The following is a 22,259-nucleotide window of genomic DNA, read 5'->3' as shown; positions in this document are numbered from 1 at the left end:
TTCTTTTTTATACAAGGGGAGGATTTTATGTATAAGAATTATAAAATAGGAAAAGACGGAATGCCTAAGTATAATGGTAGTTACCGTGTAGCTCCTGAGCGTAGATTTGAGGGATCTAGTGAAGAATGGAAAAAAAGATTAAATGGAGATACTCGACTACGTAGAAGAAAACCTGTAAAAAAACAATATAGTGTCAAGGTTATTCATGTGCTATGTGTATTTGCAGTATTTTTTGTAATATGGTTTATAGATTTCACATCAAACCCTGACAACAATAGCCTAGCATTAATCAATTCTGATAGTAATTTACAAACTTTTAAGCTAGTTATAAACAACACAAGAGATGATTTAGGAAACGACAAACTTAAGCCTAAAGATGGTAATAAGTTTTTTTATGTATATACAACTTTAGAGAATTTATCTAATATAAATCAGCATGTAGATTGCAAATACTTTACTTTAAAGTGCGATGATGGATCTACTTTTAAGCCTATTAATTTAGAGAGTCAGTTAGGTACTTCAAGTGATTTAAGCCCTCATAGTAGTTTTTCCCAAGAGCTTATTTTTGAGGTTCCAGCAAATTATTATGGTGATATTCGACTAGAATTTAAAAATTCTAATTTCTAGAGATATGTTTAACATATCTCTTTTTTTACGCTTAAGGAATTTATACTTAACAAATATATGTTGATAACTTATATAGTATAGTTATATCAAAATTTTGCTGAAAGTAAAAAATGACATTTTTGAGCAACGGACGAAGTCGTTGGCGACATGAGCGAAGCGAATTTTTTATATTCTTATTTACTTTTTATTAACTACATAATTTATAGGAGCATAAAGTATTGTCATAACTATAAAACTTAAACAGCTTATCCCTATAGAGTATGTTCCTGAAGTATATGATATAGAAAATCCGCCATTACTTGAATAGCCTCCTAATGCTTGTAAATATGTACCTTCTACCCTCATTGTAATATAAATTATTATTCCAAATAATACACTAGCTATCAACGAGTAAAATAAGTGCTTTTTTAGATTCCAATTTTTAAACAACTTCATATACTCCCTCCATTTACTATAATAAAACATCTTTTCTTAATTAAATTATAGTAAAGAGATTATGATTAAGTATTAAAAATCGTCCTACTTTTTTCGACTGTATATTTTATAACTAACTAGAAATTTTAACCTTAGAAAAGTTTTTTAAAGTAATTTAATACAGCTATATACTAATACAAAATTGTAAATTTATTCCATAAAGTATGTGGTATAATCAAAGATATTGTTTTAATCTAGAAATTTGAAAGGAGAATGATATTATGGATTATGTTTGGTTGAATAAGGGAAGTATATTATTTGGATTAATTTCAGTTATAATGCCTATAATAGCTATTATGTGTAAAGATAATACTTCTAAAAACAACTTAGGATTATTTTCAATAATTAGTATTAGTTCATGTGCTATATCTTTGTGTATGCAAATACATTATGCTAATCATCTAGTAAATATAGAAGATTGGTCAGCACTTATGGATTTATTAGGTACAGTAGCAAACGTTTCAACAATACTAGTTTTAGCTACTATTGTGCTTAATATTGTTACATATATTATATATAATAAAACTCGAATATAGAAATTTAATTAATAGATACAATTTAGTATAAAAAACGTATAATCACTAAGTTGTATCTATTTTTTATCTAGTTTTTTTATAATTTTAAGCGTAAAAAAGACTAGGTATCTACCTAGCCTTAATATTTTAATTAATATTATTTTTTTGTAATTCTTTATTAAACTTAATCTTAGTCACTATCTCTTTTGTATAAAATATAACTCCGAACAAATCTACAATAAAAAGAAACATATTTAAACTAATCCTCATATGACTTTCATATACAGCACTTGTCTTATCAATCAAAAGTAAAGTAAATAAAATTAAAAATATTAAATCTTTCTTTATACTTTTACTTTTTAACTCTTCTATATTGTCCATAAATTTCTCCCTTAAATACTTAATTTTATAGAAATTATACCACTAACATATATTTTATACAATTTTTACCATAATTTACAAACCAAAATCTTTTCTTATTATTCCATGAACTTCAATCCTCTAACTAATATTTTTAGTTGTTATGATTTATCCAATTTTCTTTATTTAAATAGTAATGATTCATAGTTAATTCTTTTTCTTGCTTTTTAAAGTATTCTCTATATTGTTCAAGTAATTTAAATCCGCTCTTTTCCATAGAAATACATGAATTTTTATTATTATTAAATGCATGAGCTCTTATTTCATAAACATTTAATGTGTTAAAACAATAATCATAAATTAAATTTCTAGCTCTTTTAGTTATCCCTTTACGCCAATATTTAACAGATATACGTTGTGCTTCATCTGTAATTATTAATTTTTTATCTTCATTTTCTGATGGAATGCATATCCAGTATGTACCTATAAATTCTTTATCATTTAAAAATATGCCCCAAGAATATATAAATTCGCTTTCAATATATATTTTTAATTGTTTTTTTGCTTCATCCGATGTTCTTAAAATGTTATTCCCAATATATAAATGCATTTTCTCATCTTTAAACACATCCATAATACCACTGAAGTCCCTTTCAATATTTAAAGGTTTTAAAGTTACTAATCCATCCGAAAAAACTAAATTATGTTTCATAATATACCCCTTTTAGCAATCTAATCTTATTTTAATCTCATTCATTTATTTTAACTTTTTCCACTTGTGTATCTTAGTTCTAAATGACTTAAAAGGTGCAACTGTATTAATATGAATCCATTTCCATATAGCCCAATTAGATGGAGTAGATGATGCCCACTTTCTACCACCTACTTCAAATAATTCTTTATCTGTATAGCTATTAATCAAATCAATAATATCTTCTTTTGTATCTATAAACATAGTACTCAATTCTTCAAGGCTATAATTTTCATACTCCTTGTAAAAGCTTTCATATAAACCACCAAGCTTGTTCCATTTATAATCTGGTGTTGGAGTTATAACCTTATTACCATTTTGTTCTTGCTTCTCCCAATCAAGTATAAGCTTCATCCATCCTAACTGGTAGGCAATCATTTGATCAGGCGTTCTATCAACCCCATCAATTAATTTATCTTTATCTTCTTCATTAATATCTTTAAACTCTTCTATAAATAAATTTGCTCTCTTAGAAATCTCTAAAATTAATTCTTTTCTATTCTCATATCCTGCCATTTTTACGCTACCCTTCAAAATAATTATCCTAATTTATTTATTAATCTTCATCAAGCATACAACAAGCAATTTCATACTCTTTTTGACTATCTTGTATTCCTTTTTCCTTTGGTTCAAAAGACTTGTCAAATATTTCAACTTCCTCTTCATTAGTCTCTAGTGCATCTGAGAAAACTGCATAACCTGAAATGTTATCAAGTGCACCTTCATAAAGAGGCAATACTAATAATCCTTTATAATACTTTCCATCAGGCATAGATATTTTATATTTTTTTCCTCCAACAAATCCATAAGTTTCATAGTGATATGGGTATCCTAAAGTTAATATTGCATTATAACCAAGCTTTTTTGCTTCCTCTATAGAATGTGTAATAAGCTTACGCCCAAGTCCTTTTCTATGCATACTTGGTAATATGCTTACTGGTCCAAAAGTAATAGTTTTATGTTGTGTCCCATCACTTGATACTACCTTTGAATGAGTATAGAATATACTTCCCACGATTTCACCATCTACTTCTATTACAAATGAAAGTTCAGGTATAAAATCTGGATGATTTCTCATATTATGAATTACCATATGTTCACTGCACCCTGGAAAATACAAATTCCAAAATGCTTCTCTTGCAACTTCTTCAACTTTTCTATAATCTTGTTTATTTTCATTTCTTATTGTTATATTCATAGTTTCTCCTTCTAATAATAATTGTTCATTTTATTATAGTTAATTATCTTCTCCCATAAACCATCTTCCACTATGGTTTTCATTTATTATCCTTGTAGTATATTCATTTGGCTTTGACTCTGTATATTTATTATTTTCATCCACAATATTATATTCATTTATAGCTATTTCTGAAAATAATCCTTCAAAATCATTATCCCTTGAATAATCTTTACAATCTCTAGAGTAAATTTTAGTAACTAAATCTTTATTATTTTTCATTTCCCAAGCAGATATAGGTTCTTTATCATATCCAAAGGCATTATGTATAAAATCACACATACTATATTTACCTTCAAAATAAGCTTCACAAACAACATGCCCGTAATATGCTTTTTCAGTATTAACAATATGTACTATCCTGCAAGGAATATTATTACATTGTAATAACACACAACCTACCCTTGCCATATCTGCACACCAATCAGTCCCTCTATCTATAATATCCTTTTCTCTTCCACCAAAAATCATATCCGAAAAATCAACATCATAGTTTAAAGCAATATTAGATGTAAACTTCAAAACATTCTTTATGGTATCAAAATCATTATCTCCTTTAAACTGTTGTGCAAATTCAAATATCTCATGTTTACTTACATCATAAGAAATTTTAGTATCATTCCCATAAAGTATCTCTACTGATTCTTCATCAACTAAAATCATATCCTTTAAAAACTTATGATCTACAGAATCAATTTCATGTAAATCATTTCTAAGCATCACCCCATAAGCTTTTCCAAACACATCATAACCAATCTTCATATATAATTCCCCCCAAATTTACTAAAATTAGTTAGTGAAGGTGGTTTAGTATATACGTTGCAGCGACGTATATACTAAACCACCGAGCCACTAAAGTTTAGGCAACTCATAAGCTTCAATAAAAGCCTCTTTTGCATTTTTTACATGATCTCGAGCGACTATCTCAGCTTCTTTTTAATCATCACTTTTTATACACTCTTCCATTATACCTATAATCTCATTTAATCTTCTAATCTAGTTATATTAAGACAAGCTCGTCTTGCAGCTAACCCCTCTTATATCATAAATCTATATAGCATCATCTTGTGATATCCCCTTAATGTATATATTTTCATTATAATTGTTAAATTTTTTTACTACAACCTCAAGTATATTAAAATATGCTATAATAGTTATTGCCAATCTCAAAATAAAATGCTCCCTATTTTAATAGTTTCTCAAATAAAACTATTAAACATAGGGAGCATTTTACATTACTTTACAAATTTACCTATCTCAACATTACTATTACTTTTTATATTGTATCTAATAATCAATTCTCCATAAGTTTTTTCAGTCTCGCTACCTTCTTTGTCATTATATATATAAAGTTTGTCTTTAGTTATTATTTGTATATAGGGTTTACTATCATTGTAAATATAAACTCTGCCTTCTTTATTTCCACCTACTTTAAAACTTCCTCTTGAATAAGTAAAAGTATTTGCTCCACTTATTTTATTGCCTATATAAACATCATCTAAAAGTTCAATACTTTCAATATCTTCAACCTTTATAACTTCTCCATCTATTTTTATAATATTTTCCTCAAACTTCATCTTATGTCCTGTAAAATCCATATTTATAAATACTATAAAAGCTATACCCATAGCTACTATAATTCCATATACTATTTTTTCATACTTATCCATTTCTATCTCCCTTTTTAAAGTACTTTAATATATAGTATCAGGATAATTTATAAATAGCTATAAATAAAATAAACTTGTATTAACTGTAACTATCGTCAATATTTCAACTCGAAATTTGCTTTAAATTTTATCATTTGCTGTAGAATATTAAAACTTTGGTTGCGAAACTGTATTAATATAGCTATACTTAACTTGTAAGAATTAATAAATTTTTTCGTTGTTCTTTTATGTATCTCGCCCCCCATAACGAGATACATTTTTATTTTTTACTACATTCATCAAATAAATCCCAACTAATCTTAAATTTAGGAATTCCACTACTATACGGTGCTATTTCATATAGTCCAAAATACACAACTACTCCGTCTTCTTCTATATAAAAGTTTTGATTATCACTTATTCCTTTAAATCCTTCTTCACCAGTAAAGTATATACTCTTATCCTTACTTATTTCTTTTGCTATATAACCGTTTATTATCTCTGTATAATTACAATCTTCGCTAAATAAATCACCTAATTTTATTTCAACTCCATTTTTAATATCATAGTTAAATGACTTTAATGTTGTGAACCCATGGGCTCCACCTGTAAATTCATACATTGTTATAGGAATGCTTACTATATTATCTTTATTGTATATATAATTATAATCAGCAAATGCTTCGTACTGATACTTCATCCCTGTATTATCTTTATTTTTTTCATACTCTTTACTAGCTACTTCTACATTGTTTTTAAAATCATTTATTGTGCTAGCTATATCTTTATTAATTTTTTCAATATTATCACTGGCTACATCATTTTTACAAGTCTCTTTTAAACTTAAAACAGGGTATTTTATATTTACTTTTAGAAACTCACTTTCTGATTGAATCTTCTTATCTGTTATAACCAAGCAACTATTATCTTTGGAACTTGCACATACTAAAAATGTAGATATAAATATCATTATAAAACTTATAAATATAATTTTTCTAAACTTATTAATAACAAACACTCCCTTCAAAATGTATAGTTTGGTTATATTTTCTTCTATATATGCTCAGATATTCATTTTCTCTAAATTTAAATAAAAAGAAAGCCTATAAACAGCATCTCTCTAATAAGAGTCTACTGTTTATAAGCTGCTTTTCTTTCATGAGAACATATTTCTTTATACCTATCTCTTAGATATTTTAAATCATTTATCTCAAATTCTTCATCTGAATTTTCTTCATAGTTCATAGTTTTAATAATTTCTTTTTTATCTTTTATTATTATTTTTTTTACACTTATATCTATAAATGGTTTATAATTTTTAGCTTTAATCGATTCATATATTCCATAAATAAATATAATCTCTTTATTAAACCTTCTTGTAATTAAATCATTTGTATGATCGTAATTAAAATCAATAGCTATAATTGATTCTTTCTTATCATCTATCTTTTTGGATTTTATGATAAGCCTGCTTGTCCCATCTTCTTTTAATATTAATTTTTTAATTTCTTTAGAATCTATTGCTAAACTTATTGATGTCCCGATTAACTTCATGTCAATTTTCCACTTCTTTCTTAATTTATATATAAATCTTAAGCCTCTTTGTAAACATAAAATTTATATCTTTTCTTATAAGCAATATCTTTTTTCATATAAGTGTATATATAATTTCTGTCAACTTTTGTGTAAACTTCAGCTTCTCTTATAGAATCACATATTTTTTCTTCACCTGATAAAACATCCACAACTCTAATTTTATTTTTATATCTTTTATTTCTAACTGACATCTTCTTTAGCTTTCCATCAGCAGGATCAATTTCTAATTTATCATTATCTTTAATTCCAAAAATCTTTAAGGCATCTGTTTTTCTTAATCTCGGATTTAGTATGCATGCCATTAGTGCCAAATAATTTCTAATAGTTAAATCATCATTAAATGCATTGTAGTATAAATTCTTATTCATATTATCAACCTCTTTCTTTCTATTTCATGTTTTCCTAAATTTCTATATCTGTACTTATCCCTTTTCCACTCTTAAAGTACACTTCTATTTCCCCATCTTTATTTATATTGAAATCACCTATATCTATTCCATTTTCTGTTTTCAAATCAACATTAATATCATTATTAATATTGTATTCTTGAGGAATATCTCTAAGATTTATTTTTCTAATACTAAATAGCTCATTACCTGTTGTTTGAGCACCTGATATAGGGGGGTTAGAAAATAGTATGTTATTTGCTAAAAAAAATATGGTTGTCAATAATAACCTATTCATTTAATTCTCCTTTAAATATTCTTTATAAATACATAAGCCTTCATCTTTTACATTAATGACATTCTCTTATTTAATTTATTTATATCAGTACAGTCTATCGTAAAACTTACCACCCTTCCTAAAACTTCCATTTTATTCACCACCTATTGATTATTATGAGTTCTTGTATTATTCCTATGTCAAACTAACCAATTGTTATAATTTATTTTCTTTTTCAAAATCTATTGCTAAGATATATATAGCAATTTTTATGCCAAGTTTGTTTTTCATATATATTTTTTTAAAAAAACATTATGTATTAGTTGAAATAAAGACATTTAATTTTATAATTAATTTGTTTCTATATAATTTTAAAAATGTATATAATGACATTTTTTTCTCATTTTTGCGTTTTTTTCTCATTTTTGCAACTTAATTTTTGATATAAAACTTTCTTGTAATAATATCTCAAATAATTCCATCCATAATAAAAAAGATTATGACTCAAATCATAATCTTTTTTATTAGTTTTAAACTATTCAGTATTATCTTTTATTTTTTCTAATTTTCGATATATAGTAGATTTATTTACTCCTAACACTTGTGAAACTTTCTTTACATCTTTATATTTCTTCATACTATTTTCAATTAAAAGCTTGTCTAGCATAAGGTGAGCTTCTTCTAATGTCATTTCTTCTTTAATTTGAAGATTTAAGTCATTTTCTTTTAACCCTTTTTCATGTCCAAAATCTAAATTTATAGCGTCATAAAAGTCACCACTTTTTATTTCTTCTCCGTCTCCAAGTATCATTATTCTCTCTATAACGTTCTTTAACTCTCTTACATTACCTGGCCATTCATATTGTTTAAATATTTCAAGTACACTATCTTTTATTTGTGTTTTTCTATTATATTTTTGATTAAATTGATCTATAAAATATAAAGTAAGAGGTATTATATCTTCCTTTCTATCTTTTAAATCTAGTATGTGTATAGGTACAATGCTTAATCTATAATATAAATCTTGCCTAAACTTAGAATTATCCATTAAATCTTTTTGACTTAAATTAGTCGCACTTATATATCTAATATCAACCTCTATATATTCAGTTCCGCCTGTTTTAATAAACTTATTTTCTTGTATTACCCTAAGTAACTTACTTTGCATATCCATAGGAAGTTCTCCTATTTCATCTAAAAATACAGTTCCCCCATTTGCCTTTTCTAATAATCCTTTTTTTCCGCCTTTTTTAGCTCCTGTAAAAGAACCTTCTTCATATCCAAACAATTCCATTTCTAACAAATCTGATGGTATAGCCGCACAGTTCATAGCTATAAAAGTTTTTTTATATCTATCACTATGTGCATATATATATCTAGCAATTTCTTCTTTTCCAACTCCTGATGAACCTGTAATAAAAACTGGAGATTCTGTTTTTGATACTCTTTTAGCTATTTGCATAACTTTTTTCATCTCTTTACTAGAGTATACTAATGGATGTTCTTCACCAGTACTTTCATAAGAAATATTTATTAAGCTTTTTTCCTTTTTTAAATTAAATAGCTTATTTCTTATCTCAACTAGCTTTTCTACATCTCTTCCAGTTACCATTACATTCTTTACATCTCCCTCTTCGTCAAATATCGGTAACCCTGTATAAGTCATAACTTTTCCATTTGCAAACTCTATGTTTTTAACTACTTTTTCTTTTAACTCAATTACATTTCCTACAACAGTTTCTTTACTTAATCCAGATTCAACTATGTAGTTTGAATTTGTTCCTATAAAGTTTTCTATATTAAGTTTGAATTCTTTATATGCCATAATTTCTGCTGCATTATTATAATTTAGTAAATTCCCATACTTATCGTATATAGTTATTACATTATCAATACTATTTAAAATATCTTTTACTGCACCAGATGTATAAATAGATTCTCCAAAATATATAATATGTGATACTCCCTCTATATAGTTTACCTTTAATACATATATTTCGATATCTAACTTTAATCTATCTAGTGTAATTGTCTTAGTGTAAACTTTATCTTTTTCTATATACCCACATTCTTCTATTAAGTCTTTTGTGTTTATAATAGTCTCAATTTTTTCTTCATTTATATGTTTTAAAAATCTAGACCCTGTTTCATTCATAAAGTTTGTATTACCTTCGCTGTCTAAAAAAAATATAGGATGAAATATTTTATTAGAAAATTTCAAAATACAAGTTTTCATAAAAATTTAATTCCTCCTTTATATTCGCCTTTTGTCCTCTCAAATTACAACCCTTTAACACTAGTTTATAATTATACCTTATTTTTCATATTTTGCAATTTTATTTTAAGTTAAAATAAAAATTATGAAATAATTGCATAATTAAAATTCTGTTAGTATCCTACCTAATAAAAATGTATTCTTCTTTTACTTCAAGTTCATTATCTGAATTAACTTCATATCCACTTAAATATAAATGCTTTTTATATTCTAAAGCATTTTTAAATCTATAAATTTGTTTTTGATTTATAATTTTTAATGCTTCTTCTATAGAAAACCACTTAACTTCTAAGCTTTCTTCACTTGTAATTAATTTTCCACCTATATATTTACAAATAAAATCTATAGTTACAATTGTAGGAATTTCTTTAACCCCATTATACCCTTTTTTCTTCTTTGTATTAGAATAAACACCTACAAGGTTTACAATATCTACATCTACTCCAGATTCTTCCTTGATCTCTCTAATAAGCCCTTGAGCTACCGTTTCTCCTTGTTCTACCATTCCACCAGGATATTCCCATCCCTTTCTAGGATTTTTAACTAAAAGAACTTTACCTTCTTCATTAAAAATAACTCCTCCAGCTCCAACTACATGAGTTGCCAAATTCATAATTGTATCCCCCTTTTAATTACTTATTAATTGTAATAAATTTTACTTTTCATATAATTCTAATGGTAAATCATCTGGGTCTCTAAAAAAAGTATATCTTTTAGATGTAATTTCATCTATTCTTATAGGCTCTACATCTATTCCCATACTATTTAATTCATTCACTGCTTCTTCTATATAATCTACTTCTATACATAAATGTCTTAGTCCACAAGCTTCTGGATTTGTTACTCTTTTAGGTGGATTTAAAAATGAAAATAATTCTATTTGACTATCTCCTAATTTTAAATCTAGCTTATAAGAACCTCTTTCTTTTCTATAAGTTTCATTTATTACTTCTAACCCTAGTTTGTTAACGTAAAAATCTTTAGATACTTGATAATTTGAGCTTATTATAGCTACATGATGTATTTTATTAAATTTCATATTTTTCTCCTAATAAATTTCTATAATTTATACTTTAATAATATATTACCTTCATTCAAAATCCAATATATTAGCATATGTATATTTTACAATTTCCTTTAAGCATAAAAAATTCGCTTCGCTTGAGCCACTACGTGTGCGAATCACTTCATATCGCCAACGACTTCGTCCATTGCTCAAAAATGTCCTTTTTTACTTTCAGCAAGTGTTGATATAACCATACTATATAAGTTATCAACATATATTGGTTAAACATACATTCCTTAAGCGTAAAAAAAGGCTGTCTTAAAATAGACAGCCTTTTAAATTTCATTTATTTAATTAAGCAACTTTTTTAGCCTCTTCTTTTTCATCTTCAACAAGAGAGTTTAACTTCTTATCGAATACAAACAGTAATACTGCTGCAATAAATAATATAACAGGTATTATAGTGTATACCTTCATCATATCAAATTGAAGAGTAAAGTTGTATATATATCCATATGATTTACCAGCAACGAAAGTTGCAAAAGTCCAAACTCCCATTAATACTGCTAACATTTTCTTAGGAGCATACTTACTTACAAATGAGTTTCCAAGTGGTGAGAAACACATCTCTCCTAAACTTAGTAAAACTCCAAATGCTACTATCCAAAGTAAACTTGCCTTAGCTGTTTCAGGAGCTCCAACTCCTCTTGATAACTCAGCCCCTATAAGTGTTAAGAATGAAAGTCCTAAAAATGTTAATCCTAGTCCAGTCTTTTTAAATAAACTTAAATCACCTTGAGGTCTCTTAGATAATTTTAACCATAATGCAGCTAAAACTGGTCCTAAAGCTATACAAGTTAAAGAGTTTAAAGAGTCAAACCATGATAATGGTACATCAAATCCACCAACAGTCATGTTAACAAATACTTCACCATAATCATAAACTGCTAGATATGATAAGTACCAGAACACCCAGAATATTACTGAGAAACAAGATACTAGTACTATAGCTAATACTCTCTTTTTCTCTTTCTTATCTAAAGGTGCGTTTGATTTTGAATCATCAGTTTTTTCTTCATTTAAACCTTCTTTGAATGGTCTCTTTCCTGCTTCACCTAAGAATCTCCATCCAAATATGAACCATACTCCACCTATTGCACATAATATTGCTGCTATTAAGAAACATTGAGAGAATCCTAATACACCATTGTGTGCAAATGTTTTAGCATAAAGTACACCTACTGCTGTAGTTCCTATAAATGCTCCTATGTTTATAAAAGAATATAATACCGAGAATGCTGAATCTAGTTCTTCTTGGTCGTCAAATAATTGACCTGCTACAGCTGATACATTTCCTTTGAAGAAAGCTGTTCCTATTGAAACTAAAAGTATCATTAAGCTTACCATCATAGTATTTGTAGCTATAGATCCTAAATAATATCCAGCTGCCATAATAAACATTCCTAGTGGAATTGTATATCTTGCACCTATGTATCTATCAGATATATATCCCCCGATTACTGGTGCTAGATAAGTAAATGCAACAAGGTTTGCTTGCATCATAGCTGCTTCTCCAGCTCCTAACCCAAGTCCACCTGTAACTATACTTGCACTTAAGAATACGTAAATTAAGAATTTTGAAGCATAGTATGCTGCTCTCTCAAATGAGAAAGTTGTAGCACAGAAGTAAAACCCTATTGGGAATTTCTTGCTTTTCTTTTCTGCCATTGTGCTCATAAATTTATTCCCCTCTCCTAATTATGATAATAAATATTAAACGGTCAAAATATCGGTTTCCTGAGCGCCTTTATTTATTCCCTAGGACAATGTTACCATAATATATATTTATACTCAATATTTTTTATACATAAAAATTCATTTTTGTACAAAAAATCTGATTTTTTTTAAATTTCGTGCATTTTTTTAACAAATACTCAGTTTATATTTGATTTTCTATTTTATATTAAGGTATATATGTTATTTTTTTATCATCATTTTCATATCCTAATTATAAGCAATCTGATCCTTATATTCCTCAAAACTAAAGTCATTCATATTTATATATACTATAATGTATATTTACTTTTTAATATTTATAATTTTTTAAACATAAAAAGGATTATCACTATTGTATGATAATCCCTTCTGTATATTTGTAATTTATAAACAGTTTTTCTTCCTTTTTCATCACCGTACTTGTTTTTTAATTCATTATGAAAAATATCTCATCTCTAAAACCCCTTTATAAATAAATCTATGTTGCTTTATTTATAATTTTAACATATTATGTAAAAACATTTCCTTGGAAATTAGCTTACTCACCTTTAATAAGTAAATATATATTTATGACTAATTATATTTTTATGATTTATTAATTGGTTAATAGTTTTAAAAATAATTTTATACAATGTAAAAAGGATTGGCAAGCCTACCAATCCTATTAGAATAGAATGTATGATATTGTATTTTTTATTAATTATATAAAGGTTTATTTATAGCTTCAATAGCTTTCATAAAAATAACATATATAATTCATACCTATTTAATATTACTTCCTTTTTTAGTTTTTATATAAAATAAGTATTATAAATTTATATAAAATAGATATATCTTAGTCTTTTAAATTTGATATTAATATAACTTTAACAATTTTTATTATTGTTTTGCTTGTTTGTTAATATTGTATTTCCATTAACTATGTTATTAGGTATACTATACATAAACTAAACACTTGCTAATTAAAATGTAATAAAACTTATATAGTTTTAATTGTCCCAGTTATAACTTTATTAGAAATTAATCTAAAAGACAATTGATATAATTAATTGTCTTTTAGATTATCTTTTAGCCATAGATACGTCTGGTCCCCCATTGACTTATTAAAATAGTAATTTTCTAAAAGTATAGACTGATCCGACTCTGAACCTGAATTTAAAAATTCATTTAAATAAGTAAGTGCCATGCTATAATAGTTTAATGCATTTAAAAAAGCTAACAATCCAATATTTTGATATATATCAGAATCTTTTTCCTTGTAATACTTAGGTACTTCCATTATCATACTTTTTATCTGAGTTTTTATATACTCAATATCTTGAAATAATTTAGATTTATCAGATTTATCAATAACACTTTTTAAAACATTCGAACTCAATATATACAACTGGTCCGAAATACTTTTTAACTGATTTAAATAATATTGTTCCATTTTCTGTTGGTTACTAGGCTTAACGTTCGCATACACAGTATATCTATCATCAATATTAATAGATAATGTCATAAAACTTAATATAAGTATCGAAATCACTATCTTTTTCATCAAGTCACCTACTTTTAGTCTTTTTAATAGTTAATATTATTATATCTCTACCACTACTAATTATTCATGTTTAAAACTACTGACTATTACTTATATTAATTTTAAACTCTATAATATCATTTTCACTTTCATTGTTGAAATTTTCAAATTTAACTATAAGATATTCATTTTCATCATGATAACCTATCTTGTATATATTTTCATCAACTACACTATCATATACCATGTTTCCTTTTATTTTATAATGATTCTCATCTAATTCGCTTGTATAATATATGCTTGAAAAATCATCTACATATTGAGTGGAAATACTTATAGACGGATATTTAGAACGATTATTATTTAATATAAATTTTTTAGGAAATCTTACATTTACACTTGTGCTATAAGTACCTATTTCTATAGAATCAACTGTAAATCCATCTTTATATTCATTTACATCTATCACTCTGGTATCTTTACTTTTTAAAACCTCAAATTTAAAATCAAATGGTCCATCTATATTATCAACAATTTCTTCAGATTCTGAATAAGTGTATATATTTTCTACTGAAAAATTTATTTTAATTTTATCTGGTGCTTTTTTACCTTTAAAGTATAAATTGTAATACTCTATACCTGTATAGGTATAATCATCTTCATATCCACCAATTAAGCTCCCAGTCTTTTTTACAGTTCCATTTTTAACAGTAAGTTTTTCATTCATAATTAAATTGTCTTTATAAAATCCTTTATTATATCTAGGCAATTTATTTTCAGAGTGTATAGTATAAGATATTTTCAATTTATGACCATCACAAACAATTTCATTTATAGTAAAACTAACTCCATTTACAACTTTTGATACATTTATTTTTTGAATATATTTTGTATAATCATTTTTTGTACCAGGAATACTGCCCTCTCTAAATAGATTATTTAAAAAAGGTATATTATCCGCTACAGAAGAGTTTAAACTTCCTAAACATATTCCAAATGATATTATTAATATGGATGCAATTTTTAAAGTTTTTTTCTTATTTTTTCTTTTTATTAACTTTCCTTTTTGAATAGTTTTTTTAGTTTCTTCTTTTATATTTTTAGGTATTTTTATATCTTCAAACTTAGTCATGTTCTTCCTCCTTCAATATATCGTACATTTTCTTCTTAGCTCTTCTTATATTTGTTTTAACCGTATTTTCATTGCAGTTTGTTATTTTAGAAATTTCTGCAATAGTTAAGTCATAGAAGTACTGTAGTATAATAGGAGTTCTATATTTTTCTTCTAATACATCAATTGCATCATATAGATCTATCTTCTCTTCTAATTTTAGATATGAATAATCACCTATATAATCTTTTGTCTCTTCATCACTAAATTTATTTAAATATCTACCTCTTTCATACACATTATTTACTAATATCTTTGTTATCCAAGTTTTAAATGAACTTATGCTTTTCAATTTAGATATATTTAAATACGCCTTTAATACTGTATCTTGATATATATCCATAGCGTCTTGTTCATTCTTAACATGTAAAAATGCCATTTTATAAAGATAAGTCTCATACATATCTATTAACTTTTCAAAAGACTCATCATCCCCCTCTTGAGATTTTCTTATCAAAACTTCCTCATTAGAAAGCTTTTGACTTTTATTAAATCCCCTGACCCTTTTTATAAAATCTCCATTTATCATTTCAATCTCCTTAATATTTTTAATTACATATATAAGATGTATATTATAACAAAATAGTTTCAACATATATAAATATTTTTACAAAAACTTTATAACTAAAAACTCTTTTATCCAACCTAATCATGTCCATAATAAATTAATATGTTACTTAAAATATTTTTGAATTTTAACCTTACCATATCTTTGTATATATAGATTTCCTCAAATATAAAAAATTCACTTTGCTTTAGCTACTACTTTATATCATCAAGGACTTCATCCATTGCTCAAAATGTTATTTTTTACTTTCAACAAGATTTTACTATTAATATACTCTATAAGTTATTCACATATATTTGTTAAAGATACTCACAAAAAGGCTGTCTCTTAATGCTTAGCGAAGGATATCAGGATAAGTTTTAACGACATTTACAAGCATCTTTTCAGCTTGTATGGAGTAAAACTTATCCTGATATCCGAGCGCCCACAAGAGACAGCCTTATATATTCAATTTCCCGATTAATATAACTTTATAAACTCTTCAACTAACGTACTAGCATTCTTAGCAGCTATTGGTAAAAATTCATCATATGATAAATCAGCTTCCCCATTTGCCTTATCTGATATAGAACGAAGTATTACAAATGGCACATCATTTAAATAAGCAACTTGAGCCATTGAAGCACCTTCCATCTCTACCGCAGCTACTTCCCCAAAGTTTTCCTTTATTCTATTTGCTACCTCTCCACCAGCAACAAACTGATCTCCTGAGGCAACACGACCTTCTTTTATATGTATTCCTTCTACATTCTCAGCTGCTTTCTTTGCAGTATCTATCATACCTTTATCAGCTTCAAAGAATGTAACTCCTAATCTTGATATCTCTCCTAATGGATCTCCAAACACTGTTGTATCAAAATCATGTTGTACTGCATCTGTTGATATAACTATATCTCCTTGGTTTAACTTAGGATCCATAGTTCCTGCAACTCCAGAGTTAACAAGTGCATCTACACCAAACTCATCAATTAAAATCTGAGTACATGCTGCCATATTTACCTTTCCAACTCCAGATTGAACTAAAACTATATTTTTACCGTCCATTTCCCCTTTATAAAATTCCATACCAGCTTTCTTCTTAGTTTCTTGTATGTTCATTTTTCCCTTTAAAATTTCTACTTCCTCTTCCATAGCCCCAATTACACCTAATACCTTTTCGTCACTTTCTTCAGCCTTTGTTTGAGTACATCCTACTAGCATAGTAACGGATAATATTAAAACTGAAAATAACGCTAATAATTTTTTCATAAATATGATTCCACCCTTTTCTGTCATTTAACGAACGATTATTATAATTTTTATTTTTTCGTACGTTATATTCATATTTATATCATATTAATTCGTAATATTCAATACTTTTTAAATTTTTATTTAATTTTAGTTCGTATTTTTTGATATTTATCCATATTTTTCAATCACTGTATTACTATAATCAAATACTTTATCAATATATAAATTTATATTTTTATTTAACTTTAAAACATCTTAGATACTTATTCTTATTTCATAAGTATAAACTTTTATAAAGATCTCTACATTATATATAGCTATGACTTATATGTGATTTAGACTTTATGTATATAATTTATTTTAATAAAAAATAAGCTATACCTATCTGTCTAGTGAAAGTTTGACATATCGGTATAGCTTGTTTTTGTATATTATAAATTATTAATTGTAAATTATTATTTTAAATCTTCTTTCTTTAAATGAAGGTCCATTTGAGGATAAGGTATACTAATTCCTTCTTGGTCAAATCTTATCTTAACTTCTTCTAATAAATCAAAGTATATAGTAAAGTAATCCTCAGACTTACACCATGCTCTAACAACAAAATCTACTGAACTTGCAGAGTGAGCACTTACTCCAACAAACGGTGCTGCTGGATCATCTATTATTAACTTGTGCTTACTTAATATATCAGTTAATACAGCTTTTACATGAGTTAAGTCACTTTCATATCCTACACCAAATGTTAAATCCACTCTTCTCTTTGGTTTAGCAGAATAATTTACTAAACTACCATTTGATAATCCACCATTTGGTATAAGTATTAACTTATTATCTACTGTAGCTAATTTTGTATAAAATAATCCTATCTCTTCAACAGTTCCTTGATAAGAACCAGTTTCTATATAGTCTCCAACTTTAAATGGTCTAAGTAATAATATTATGAATCCTCCTGCGAAGTTAGATAAACTTCCTTGAAGAGCTAAACCAATCGCAACCCCTCCTGAAGCTACAAGTGCCGCAAATCCTGTTAACTCTATCTTCCAGTATCCTAATACAGTTATAAATAAAAGTATTTTTAATCCATAACCTACAAGTGAATCTAAAAATCTAACTAAAGTTGTATCAACTTTTTTATTTTCTAAAAAATTAGAAAAGTGCTTTTCAAATTTCTTTACTAATTTTAGCCCTATCCACAGAAGGATTAAACCGATTACTAGTCTTACTCCACTAGTAGTGATCCATGTTATGAAATTGTTAACTACTGTTTCTAAATTCATATTATCCCACCTTTTTCATTATATATTCTCTTCAAGTATAAGATATTACAACATTTGAATATTTATGTCAAATATATTCGAAATTTGTAATATTTATATATTTACGTACATAAATATACCCGCTAAGTTTAATTTCTAACAAATTTTTTGCAAGAAATTTTTTCAACTATTCTTAATTTTTTCTAAGCTCAGTTCTTTAAATAAAAAAAGAGTAACATTTAGCTTAAAGTCTAAATGTTACTCTTTTTTATTCTTTCTTAAATTTTATTCATCATAATTGTTTCCATTTAACATCAAGAAATACGTTATACTATCCATCTCTACCCCAAACTCATTACTGACTTTATACTTATCAACATTTTCAGATGTTAATCCTACTCTATCTATGTTTCCTGTTTCATATAAATTTAAAAGTGTATTATTATCCTTTACGATCTTAGTATGAACTTTTTCTAACTTAACAGCATCTTTATCCCAATAATTAGGATTTTTACTCATGCTATATTGATCTTCTAACTTCCAAGTATCTAATATAAATGGACCATTAAACAAAGTATCTTCTATGCTAGTTCCAAAAGCATCTCCTTTTTCTTCTACAAACTCTTTATTTTGAGGAGAGAATATCGGATGACACATTAATTTATCAAAATAAGGAACAGGTCTTACAAGTTTTATCTCTAAAGTATTATCGTCTAGTGCTTTAACTCCTACACTATCCATATCATCATTTTTTCCCATATTATAATCTTGTGCTCCTACTATATCATAAAATACACTTGAATTTTCACAAGCAGTTGCAGGCGTTAAAGTTCTTTTGAATGAATATTCAAAGTCATGTGCAGTGACTCTTTTACCATTATTCCAATAAGAATCTTCTCTTAACTTAAAAGTCCATGTTTTGCCATCTTCTGAACTTTCCCACTCTGTTGCAACCCCAGGTACTGTATTTAAATCTTTATCCATCCTAACTAAACCTTCCATAACATTTAATGTTACTTCTCTAGATAAGGTATCTCTTATTTTTGCAGCATCCAAACTAGTTATATCCGCTGTATTTACTGTATTATATACCTTTTCAGCCTTATCTATATCAGCCCATTTATAAGAATATTTAGGACCAAAGTTTGCAATAGTTATATCTTTTACATAATCCTTTTGTAAAAATGACACTCCTCTTTGATACATAGGAGCTAAATATGCATCTTCTAATAATACCTTTTCAGCCTCTTTATATATATCCCAAGCTTCTTTCGTTGAATTACTATTTTTAGCTTTATTTATAAGATTATTGTACTCATCACTTTCATATCCTGTTGCAACTGCATACATTTGACCTTCTGTAAAAGTAGCAAGATAAGTTAGTGGATCTGGATAATCCGGTCCCCATCCATTAAAACTTATATGAAAATCTCCTTTGGAATGTGCTTGCGTAACTTGTTTATATGGCATTTGTTTTATCTCTACGTTTAACCCTTCTAATATAGAAAGCTCTGACTGAACATACTCACCCAACTTTCTATTACTTTCCGTATCTGATAAAACCATCTCTAATGTAACCGTATCAAAACCGATCTCTTCTTTGGCTTTTTCCCATTCTTCAACTGCCTTCTCATCATCCTGACTATAACCTAAATCTCCTACTATATCTCTATAATCTTTCTTACTTTCATCATGTGCCAAATTTTTTGGCACAAAATAATTCGCAGGCACAGAACCATTATTTAAAATTACATCAACAAAATTTTCTTTATCAATAGCCATAGTTATAGCTTTTCTAGCACTATGATTTTTCATAACATCACTAGGCTCAGCTTGACCACCTTTAGAGTTAGATCCTCCCTCACTTGAGCCCCCACACCCAGTCGTAAGTAATACTCCCATAACTAAAACACTACTTAGAACACTCAACTTATTTTTTATATGCATAAAACCCCTCCCAATACACCCTAAACTTTTCTATTTTTTTGCTATATTATAAATATGTTTTTTATATTTAAAATAAAATAATATAAATTAATTAATATATGTTTATTATTTTATTCAGTTCATTCATAAAAATTTCATTGATAGGCTTTTCTATTCTTAAATGAATATCGAAATAATGCTTTGTTTATATTTATAGCACTGACTGTTACCTATGCTTTAACTAGAATTATAGCCGTAGTTAATAATAGACCATTTAAGTTGACTTATCTCCCACTTATAACCCCTGAATATTTAATAATTATATCTGGATTAGTTGTAGTATTGATTAAATACTTAAATTATTTTAATATACATTAAATTTTCACAATAAATTTTTTATCTTTGTTGTTTACATATATTTCAGTGTGCTATATTTACTTTGTATACTTATTTAATATACAAGGGGGAAGTAACTGTGTTAAATCAAACTACTAGTGTAGATTTTAAAAGTTATGGTTTAAGTATATCTAAATTGCCTGTGGATTCAATTTTAAATAGTAATAAAACTTCAATTAGTCCTTTAGATAAGTCTATTGATAAATTATATATTTGTAATGAAGATTTATATATTAGTAAATCTGGATCTGTTTTATTGATAGTTTCTAAAGATAGTGATTCTAATAATATAGATGCCTTTTTAATAAGTGAAAAAGTTAAGTTAAATAAAGGTACTTACTTTAATTTTATACCTATATCAAATGGTTGCCAGGTGAATATATATGGTGAAATAAACTTTGAAAAATATATAGTTCTTGATACTCCTTATGAGTATATAGACATTACTCCAAATATAAATATAGATACTATGTATATTAGATTGTATCAGGAAAAAGGTGTCAATTATAACTTTGATGGTGAAAAGCATTACTTTTGGGAGCTTACATTTGTAGATAGGGGATTATTATATACTAATGTTGATGGTGTTGAATATAAGTTAACTCAAGGAGATTTTATGTTTTACTCTCCTTTTCAATATCATAGTCAATATACAGATGATAAAAAGCCTTGTTCTTATCTAACTGTATGTTTTTCTCTTGATTTTAAGCATTCATCACTTATTGAAAATAAGGTGTTTACTTGTAATAAAGATATTTTATATATAATGTCAAACCTTATAAAAGAACTAAATAACGATAATGCTTATAGTTTACAATTGTCTATTTGTTATTTAAAAGAGCTTATACTAAAAACTATTAGTACCGATTCAAATATTTCTAAGCCTTTAAACAGAGTTCAACAATACTTTGACGATACGATACTAAATAATATATTAAAATTTATAGATGATAATATTTATGAGTATATAGATATAAATGATATTTGTATTGAATTTGGAATTAGTAGTTCTAAATTACAACAATTATTCAAGTTAAATATTGATACTACTATTAAAGCTTATATAAATGATATGAAATTGAAAAAAAGTAAGGATTTAATGATGGAATCTAATTACACAATTAGCGAAATATCTAACCTTTTAGGTTTTAATTCTATACATTACTTTTCAAAGAAATTTAAATCTACCTATGGATTTTCTCCTAGGGAGTATTTAAAATCTGTTAATAACGCTAAATAAGGGAGCTTACTCAAAGTA

General features: G+C 26.5%; 24 protein-coding genes. 3 read left to right on the top strand and 21 right to left on the bottom strand.

What is annotated here, in order from left to right; translation table 11 throughout:
* The first annotated feature begins 27 nt into the window (after positions 1 to 27).
* Entirely contained in the window at positions 28 to 627 is a 600-nt protein-coding gene (locus ACEXNK_RS04765) for a DUF4352 domain-containing protein (RefSeq protein WP_373599250.1), read from the top strand.
* Between the two features lie 177 nt (positions 628 to 804).
* Here ACEXNK_RS04765 and ACEXNK_RS04760 read toward each other — a convergent pair whose 3' ends face one another.
* Positions 805 to 1,062 (bottom strand): hypothetical protein, encoded by a 258-nt coding sequence (locus ACEXNK_RS04760; protein WP_373599251.1) that lies wholly within the window; start codon positions 1,060 to 1,062, stop codon positions 805 to 807.
* Positions 1,063 to 1,322: 260 nt separating this feature from the next.
* Between ACEXNK_RS04760 and ACEXNK_RS04755 the strand changes: the two genes are divergently transcribed.
* Positions 1,323 to 1,637: a hypothetical protein gene (locus tag ACEXNK_RS04755; RefSeq protein WP_373599252.1), complete on the top strand. Its 315-nt coding sequence runs from the start codon at positions 1,323 to 1,325 to the stop codon at positions 1,635 to 1,637.
* A gap of 126 nt (positions 1,638 to 1,763) precedes the next feature.
* Here the strand turns inward: ACEXNK_RS04755 and ACEXNK_RS04750 are convergent, their stop codons facing one another.
* The 20 genes from ACEXNK_RS04750 to ACEXNK_RS04655 form a co-directional block, all read right to left on the bottom strand.
* Positions 1,764 to 1,997, bottom strand: coding sequence for a hypothetical protein (locus ACEXNK_RS04750; RefSeq protein WP_373599253.1), 234 nt, complete (start codon positions 1,995 to 1,997; stop codon positions 1,764 to 1,766).
* 133 nt (positions 1,998 to 2,130) lie between these two features.
* A complete protein-coding gene (locus tag ACEXNK_RS04745) occupies positions 2,131 to 2,688 on the bottom strand; it encodes a GNAT family N-acetyltransferase (RefSeq protein ID WP_373599254.1) in 558 nt (185 codons plus the stop codon).
* A 45-nt stretch (positions 2,689 to 2,733) separates the two neighbouring features.
* Complete coding sequence (locus tag ACEXNK_RS04740; RefSeq protein ID WP_373599255.1) at positions 2,734 to 3,261, bottom strand: ClbS/DfsB family four-helix bundle protein; 528 nt, start codon at positions 3,259 to 3,261, stop codon at positions 2,734 to 2,736.
* 22 nt (positions 3,262 to 3,283) lie between these two features.
* Entirely contained in the window at positions 3,284 to 3,925 is a 642-nt protein-coding gene (locus ACEXNK_RS04735) for a GNAT family N-acetyltransferase (RefSeq protein ID WP_373599256.1), read from the bottom strand.
* A gap of 39 nt (positions 3,926 to 3,964) precedes the next feature.
* On the bottom strand, positions 3,965 to 4,726 hold the full coding sequence (locus tag ACEXNK_RS04730; protein WP_373599257.1) for a transglutaminase-like domain-containing protein: 762 nt from the start codon (positions 4,724 to 4,726) through the stop codon (positions 3,965 to 3,967).
* Positions 4,727 to 5,199: 473 nt separating this feature from the next.
* Entirely contained in the window at positions 5,200 to 5,634 is a 435-nt protein-coding gene (locus ACEXNK_RS04725) for a hypothetical protein (RefSeq protein ID WP_373599258.1), read from the bottom strand.
* A 259-nt stretch (positions 5,635 to 5,893) separates the two neighbouring features.
* Positions 5,894 to 6,631 carry a DUF3298 and DUF4163 domain-containing protein gene (locus ACEXNK_RS04720; protein WP_373599295.1) on the bottom strand — a complete coding sequence of 246 codons (738 nt, stop codon included), beginning with the start codon at positions 6,629 to 6,631 and terminating at the stop codon, positions 5,894 to 5,896.
* Between the two features lie 113 nt (positions 6,632 to 6,744).
* Entirely contained in the window at positions 6,745 to 7,167 is a 423-nt protein-coding gene (locus ACEXNK_RS04715) for a hypothetical protein (RefSeq protein WP_373599259.1), read from the bottom strand.
* A gap of 38 nt (positions 7,168 to 7,205) precedes the next feature.
* Positions 7,206 to 7,577 (bottom strand): hypothetical protein, encoded by a 372-nt coding sequence (locus ACEXNK_RS04710; protein WP_373599260.1) that lies wholly within the window; start codon positions 7,575 to 7,577, stop codon positions 7,206 to 7,208.
* A 34-nt stretch (positions 7,578 to 7,611) separates the two neighbouring features.
* The gene (locus ACEXNK_RS04705) at positions 7,612 to 7,893 is read right to left on the bottom strand and encodes a hypothetical protein (RefSeq protein WP_373599261.1); all 282 of its coding nucleotides are present in this window, start codon (positions 7,891 to 7,893) and stop codon (positions 7,612 to 7,614) included.
* Positions 7,894 to 8,407: 514 nt separating this feature from the next.
* On the bottom strand, positions 8,408 to 10,108 hold the full coding sequence (locus ACEXNK_RS04700; protein ID WP_373599262.1) for a sigma-54 interaction domain-containing protein: 1,701 nt from the start codon (positions 10,106 to 10,108) through the stop codon (positions 8,408 to 8,410).
* Between the two features lie 160 nt (positions 10,109 to 10,268).
* On the bottom strand, positions 10,269 to 10,760 hold the full coding sequence (locus tag ACEXNK_RS04695; protein ID WP_373599263.1) for an NUDIX hydrolase: 492 nt from the start codon (positions 10,758 to 10,760) through the stop codon (positions 10,269 to 10,271).
* 42 nt (positions 10,761 to 10,802) lie between these two features.
* Positions 10,803 to 11,186, bottom strand: a complete 384-nt coding sequence (gene gloA2 / locus ACEXNK_RS04690; RefSeq protein ID WP_373599264.1) for an SMU1112c/YaeR family gloxylase I-like metalloprotein — start codon at positions 11,184 to 11,186, stop codon at positions 10,803 to 10,805.
* Between the two features lie 321 nt (positions 11,187 to 11,507).
* Positions 11,508 to 12,890 (bottom strand): peptide MFS transporter, encoded by a 1,383-nt coding sequence (locus tag ACEXNK_RS04685; RefSeq protein ID WP_373599265.1) that lies wholly within the window; start codon positions 12,888 to 12,890, stop codon positions 11,508 to 11,510.
* Positions 12,891 to 13,974: 1,084 nt separating this feature from the next.
* Positions 13,975 to 14,472: a hypothetical protein gene (locus ACEXNK_RS04680; protein WP_373599266.1), complete on the bottom strand. Its 498-nt coding sequence runs from the start codon at positions 14,470 to 14,472 to the stop codon at positions 13,975 to 13,977.
* Positions 14,473 to 14,548: 76 nt separating this feature from the next.
* Complete coding sequence (locus tag ACEXNK_RS04675) at positions 14,549 to 15,583, bottom strand: DUF4179 domain-containing protein (protein WP_373599267.1); 1,035 nt, start codon at positions 15,581 to 15,583, stop codon at positions 14,549 to 14,551.
* The gene (locus ACEXNK_RS04670) at positions 15,576 to 16,151 is read right to left on the bottom strand and encodes a sigma-70 family RNA polymerase sigma factor (RefSeq protein ID WP_373599268.1); all 576 of its coding nucleotides are present in this window, start codon (positions 16,149 to 16,151) and stop codon (positions 15,576 to 15,578) included. The genes ACEXNK_RS04675 and ACEXNK_RS04670 overlap by 8 nt, the downstream gene beginning before the upstream one ends.
* Positions 16,152 to 16,649: 498 nt before the next feature.
* Positions 16,650 to 17,438: a 5'-methylthioadenosine/adenosylhomocysteine nucleosidase gene (locus ACEXNK_RS04665; RefSeq protein ID WP_373599269.1), complete on the bottom strand. Its 789-nt coding sequence runs from the start codon at positions 17,436 to 17,438 to the stop codon at positions 16,650 to 16,652.
* 437 nt (positions 17,439 to 17,875) lie between these two features.
* On the bottom strand, positions 17,876 to 18,700 hold the full coding sequence (locus ACEXNK_RS04660) for a mechanosensitive ion channel family protein (RefSeq protein ID WP_373599270.1): 825 nt from the start codon (positions 18,698 to 18,700) through the stop codon (positions 17,876 to 17,878).
* Between the two features lie 264 nt (positions 18,701 to 18,964).
* Complete coding sequence (locus ACEXNK_RS04655; RefSeq protein WP_373599271.1) at positions 18,965 to 20,626, bottom strand: ABC transporter substrate-binding protein; 1,662 nt, start codon at positions 20,624 to 20,626, stop codon at positions 18,965 to 18,967.
* A gap of 454 nt (positions 20,627 to 21,080) precedes the next feature.
* Here ACEXNK_RS04655 and ACEXNK_RS04650 point away from each other — a divergent pair, with 454 nt between their 5' ends.
* The gene (locus tag ACEXNK_RS04650) at positions 21,081 to 22,241 is read left to right on the top strand and encodes an AraC family transcriptional regulator (RefSeq protein WP_373599272.1); all 1,161 of its coding nucleotides are present in this window, start codon (positions 21,081 to 21,083) and stop codon (positions 22,239 to 22,241) included.
* Positions 22,242 to 22,259: the final 18 nt, after the last annotated feature.

Source organism: Paraclostridium bifermentans, assembly GCF_964259345.1.
Classification (GTDB): Bacteria; Bacillota; Clostridia; order Peptostreptococcales; family Peptostreptococcaceae; genus Paraclostridium; species Paraclostridium bifermentans_B.
This window is presented reverse-complemented; position numbering and strand designations above follow the sequence as displayed.

Coding starts and splice junctions, on each gene's coding strand:
- ACEXNK_RS04765 (WP_373599250.1), top strand. CDS start 28: ATGTATAAGAATTATAAAATAGGAAAAGACGGAATGCCTAAGTATAAT.
- ACEXNK_RS04760 (WP_373599251.1), bottom strand. CDS start 1,062: ATGAAGTTGTTTAAAAATTGGAATCTAAAAAAGCACTTATTTTACTCG.
- ACEXNK_RS04755 (WP_373599252.1), top strand. CDS start 1,323: ATGGATTATGTTTGGTTGAATAAGGGAAGTATATTATTTGGATTAATT.
- ACEXNK_RS04750 (WP_373599253.1), bottom strand. CDS start 1,997: ATGGACAATATAGAAGAGTTAAAAAGTAAAAGTATAAAGAAAGATTTA.
- ACEXNK_RS04745 (WP_373599254.1), bottom strand. CDS start 2,688: ATGAAACATAATTTAGTTTTTTCGGATGGATTAGTAACTTTAAAACCT.
- ACEXNK_RS04735 (WP_373599256.1), bottom strand. CDS start 3,925: ATGAATATAACAATAAGAAATGAAAATAAACAAGATTATAGAAAAGTT.
- ACEXNK_RS04730 (WP_373599257.1), bottom strand. CDS start 4,726: ATGAAGATTGGTTATGATGTGTTTGGAAAAGCTTATGGGGTGATGCTT.
- ACEXNK_RS04725 (WP_373599258.1), bottom strand. CDS start 5,634: ATGGATAAGTATGAAAAAATAGTATATGGAATTATAGTAGCTATGGGT.
- ACEXNK_RS04715 (WP_373599259.1), bottom strand. CDS start 7,167: ATGAAGTTAATCGGGACATCAATAAGTTTAGCAATAGATTCTAAAGAA.
- ACEXNK_RS04710 (WP_373599260.1), bottom strand. CDS start 7,577: ATGAATAAGAATTTATACTACAATGCATTTAATGATGATTTAACTATT.
- ACEXNK_RS04705 (WP_373599261.1), bottom strand. CDS start 7,893: ATGAATAGGTTATTATTGACAACCATATTTTTTTTAGCAAATAACATA.
- ACEXNK_RS04700 (WP_373599262.1), bottom strand. CDS start 10,108: ATGAAAACTTGTATTTTGAAATTTTCTAATAAAATATTTCATCCTATA.
- ACEXNK_RS04695 (WP_373599263.1), bottom strand. CDS start 10,760: ATGAATTTGGCAACTCATGTAGTTGGAGCTGGAGGAGTTATTTTTAAT.
- gloA2 (WP_373599264.1), bottom strand. CDS start 11,186: ATGAAATTTAATAAAATACATCATGTAGCTATAATAAGCTCAAATTAT.
- ACEXNK_RS04685 (WP_373599265.1), bottom strand. CDS start 12,890: ATGAGCACAATGGCAGAAAAGAAAAGCAAGAAATTCCCAATAGGGTTT.
- ACEXNK_RS04680 (WP_373599266.1), bottom strand. CDS start 14,472: ATGAAAAAGATAGTGATTTCGATACTTATATTAAGTTTTATGACATTA.
- ACEXNK_RS04675 (WP_373599267.1), bottom strand. CDS start 15,583: ATGACTAAGTTTGAAGATATAAAAATACCTAAAAATATAAAAGAAGAA.
- ACEXNK_RS04670 (WP_373599268.1), bottom strand. CDS start 16,151: ATGATAAATGGAGATTTTATAAAAAGGGTCAGGGGATTTAATAAAAGT.
- ACEXNK_RS04665 (WP_373599269.1), bottom strand. CDS start 17,438: ATGAAAAAATTATTAGCGTTATTTTCAGTTTTAATATTATCCGTTACT.
- ACEXNK_RS04660 (WP_373599270.1), bottom strand. CDS start 18,700: ATGAATTTAGAAACAGTAGTTAACAATTTCATAACATGGATCACTACT.
- ACEXNK_RS04655 (WP_373599271.1), bottom strand. CDS start 20,626: ATGCATATAAAAAATAAGTTGAGTGTTCTAAGTAGTGTTTTAGTTATG.